This window comes from uncultured Campylobacter sp., from assembly GCF_938030815.1.
Classification (GTDB): Bacteria; Campylobacterota; Campylobacteria; order Campylobacterales; family Campylobacteraceae; genus Campylobacter_B.
This window is the reverse complement of the sequence record NZ_CALHII010000203.1, coordinates 1-3,009: the sequence shown is the minus strand read 5'-3', so window position 1 is coordinate 3,009 and position 3,009 is coordinate 1. Positions and strand designations below refer to the sequence as shown.

2 protein-coding genes are annotated in these 3,009 nt (G+C 48.9%); both read right to left on the bottom strand.

Annotation, left to right across the window (positions count from 1 at the left end; translation table 11 throughout):
• Positions 1-107: 107 nt before the first annotated feature.
• Entirely contained in the window at positions 108-1,946 is a 1,839-nt protein-coding gene (gene speA, locus Q0277_RS07705) for a biosynthetic arginine decarboxylase (RefSeq protein ID WP_297997007.1), read from the bottom strand.
• Positions 1,943-3,009: histidine--tRNA ligase (gene hisS / locus Q0277_RS07700; RefSeq protein WP_297997005.1), on the bottom strand; the 1,067-nt coding region annotated here is incomplete at its 5' end. The genes hisS and speA, both read right to left, overlap by 4 nt.

The following is a 3,009-nucleotide window of genomic DNA, read 5'->3' as shown; positions in this document are numbered from 1 at the left end:
GATGCCGGCATCCCGGGTGTGGTCGATATGCCCGTGGGTCAAGAGGATGCATGCGGGGTCTTGGCGCAAGGGCTCGGTGAAGTCCCGTTTTAAAATTTGCCAAAAACTCATTTGATCGTCTTTAGATAGCTGTTGTCGTTTAAAAACAGATATAGCTCGCCCAGGATATGCTTTTTCTCTTTTGCGTCTATAAGGTCTGATTTTTCGATCCGCTCGTTTAGGCTTTCGCGGATATCTACTACGTCGTAGTCCATATCCTCCAAGATGTCGATGACCGATTGAGATTCGATAAAATCCTTGATCTCAAAGCCGCCGTCATCCTTTAAAATTACGGTCGCCTCTGTTGGGTGTGCAAAGAGGTTGTGGCTCATGCCAAGCACCTCCTGATAGGCTCCGACAAGGAAAAAGCCCAAAAAATACTCCTCTTTTTCGGGATCAAAATCGTGCAGAAAGAGCGGATTTTTTTGACTATCGAATTCTATCTCTCCGTCGCTATCGCAGGTGATATCCCAGATCGACGCCGATAGCGTGGCGCGCTCATCCAGCCTCTCTAGCGGCATGATCGGGAAGTGCTGCTTGATGCCCCAAAAATCGGGCAGGCTTTGAAAGATTGAGAAATTTACCAAATAGCGCTCTTGGGCGTTGCCTAGAGAATTTAAGAAATTGCTGTATTCTTGTTTGTTGCCTAAAATTCCATACGCCTTTCGCATTATTAGATGAACTAAAATTTCGCCGTTTGAGCGGTCGATCAGATCGACGTAGCCCAGATCAAAAAGGGTAAGCACGCTCTCCATATGCGACATAGCATCATGCAGATACTCTAGCGCGTTGGACGGCTTTAGAGTTTTATACAGATCGTATAGCTCGGCGACTACCGGCGGATTATCCTTTTTTAGGGCGAGCTTCTCTTCGGCGTATTCTTGGGTAAAAAGCTCCAAAATCGGCGCTACGAGCACCGCATGGCTGGCGGCTACGTATCTTCCGCTCTCGATAAAGATATCCGGCTCGGCCTCTTTTTTATCCTCTGCGATCGATTTTAGCAAAAAAACCACGTCGTTGGCGTATTCTTTTAGCGTATAGTTGCGGCTGGAGCTTTCTTTGGCTTGGGAGTATTCGATAGCGAGCCCTCCGCCTAAATTTATGGATTTTAAATTTTTCGCACCCATTTTGCGAAGCTCAGTGTAGATATTACCCGCCTCGATGAGGGCCTTTTTGAGCGGATGGATCTCTGTAATCTGCGAGCCGATATGAAAATGGATCATCGTAAACTGCTCGATGAGATCGTTTTTCTTGAGTAAGTTTATCGCCTCTATAAGCTCGGTCGAGGTAAGACCGAATTTAGAATTTATCCCGCCGCTTTTCGCCCACAACCCGCTTCCGGAGTTATGCAGCCTGATGCGTAGCCCGATGAAAGGCTTTGGCGCAAAGCGCTCCTTAGCCGTTTCGATGATGGTTTCAAGCTCGTTTAACCCCTCGATCGTAAGCGTTACATTATGCCCCATCTCTGCGGCGATGAAGCCGATATTGATGAGCTCCTTATCTTTAAAACCGTTTACGGTGATCGGCGCGCCGTATTTGTTATACGCCATCGCTAGCAGCAGTTCGGGCTTGCTGCCGGCCTCTAGCCCGTATCCGTAAGGCTCGCCGATATCGACTAAATTTCTAACGAAGCCGGGGAATTGATTTACTTTAAGCGGATAGACGGCGTGAAATTTTCCCTTGTAACCGAACTCCTTAATGGCTCGGTTAAAATTTGAGTAAATTTCGACGATCTGCTTTTTGATGAGGTGCGGGAAGCGCAGCAATATCGGGCCTCGCACGCCGTCTGCGCGGATCTCTTTTATGATATCCACCAAAGGCTGCTTGAAATCGGAGTTTAGGCATAGCTTGCCGCCGTCTATCGTAAAGTTGGAATTCCCCCAAATATTTAGTCCGTAATCGCTCATGCTCTATCCTTAAAAAACGCTTCGACCTCTTTAAATTTAATCGCAAAGCTGCTTTGATCCTCTAAATTTTTACACCACACTTCGGCGCGATCAAACTCGTCCTGCCCGATGCAAAGGCAAAATTTCGCCTCCGCCCCGTCGGCTGCTTTTAAATGCTTCGCAAGTGCCTTGGGCTCGTATGAAATTTGAGTTTTACAAAACTTTCGCAGCTTTAGCGCAAATGAAAATGCCGTGCTAACAAACGCCTCATCCAGCGCGCCGATATAAATCCCCTCGCGCTCTTGAGGGGCTTCGCGCGTTTTTAAAATTTCGGCTATTCGCTCGATACCGATCGCAAAGCCTACGCCCGCCGTCTTTCTGCCGCCTAAAAACTCCACGAGTCTGTCGTAGCGCCCGCCGCCGCCTACGGCGCTTTGCGCGCCAAGCTCGCTTGAGACGAACTCAAAGGCGGTCTTGCAGTAGTAATCAAGCCCGCGCACGAGCTTTGCATCGATTTCAAATTTTTGTCCGTTTTGAGTTAAAATTCTTTGCAGCTGCTCAAATTCCGCAGCGCAGACCTCGTTTAAATTCTCCGTTATGAGCGGCGCGTCGGCTAAAATTTTCTGGCAGCTTTCGTTTTTGCAGTCCAGTACGCGGATCGGATTGGTGTCGATACGCCTTTGGCAGTCCTCGCAGAGCCTATCTTTGCGCTCTTGTAAGAAATTTACGAGCTTGGTTTTATACGCGGGCATGCACTCCTCATCGCCTAAAGAGTTGATTTTAAGCGTTGCGGCGACATTTAGCTCGCGTAAAATTTGAGCTAGCATCAAGATCACGCTCGCATCCTCATAAACGCTACTTTGCCCGAAGCACTCGACGCCGAATTGATGAAACTCGCGCAGACGCCCCTTTTGCGGGCGCTCGTAGCGAAACATCGAGCCTTGATAATAAAATTTATGCACGCCGCCGCTGCGGTCAAGCTTTTTTTCGATAAAGGCGCGCACGACGCCCGCGGTGCCTTCTGGGCGCAGGCAGACGCTATCGCCGCTTTTGTCGCTAAACTCATACATCTCCTTGCCGACGA

Excerpts from the sequence above, each read along its gene's own strand:
- speA (WP_297997007.1), bottom strand. The coding sequence starts at position 1,946 with ATGAGCGATTACGGACTAAATATTTGGGGGAATTCCAACTTTACGATA.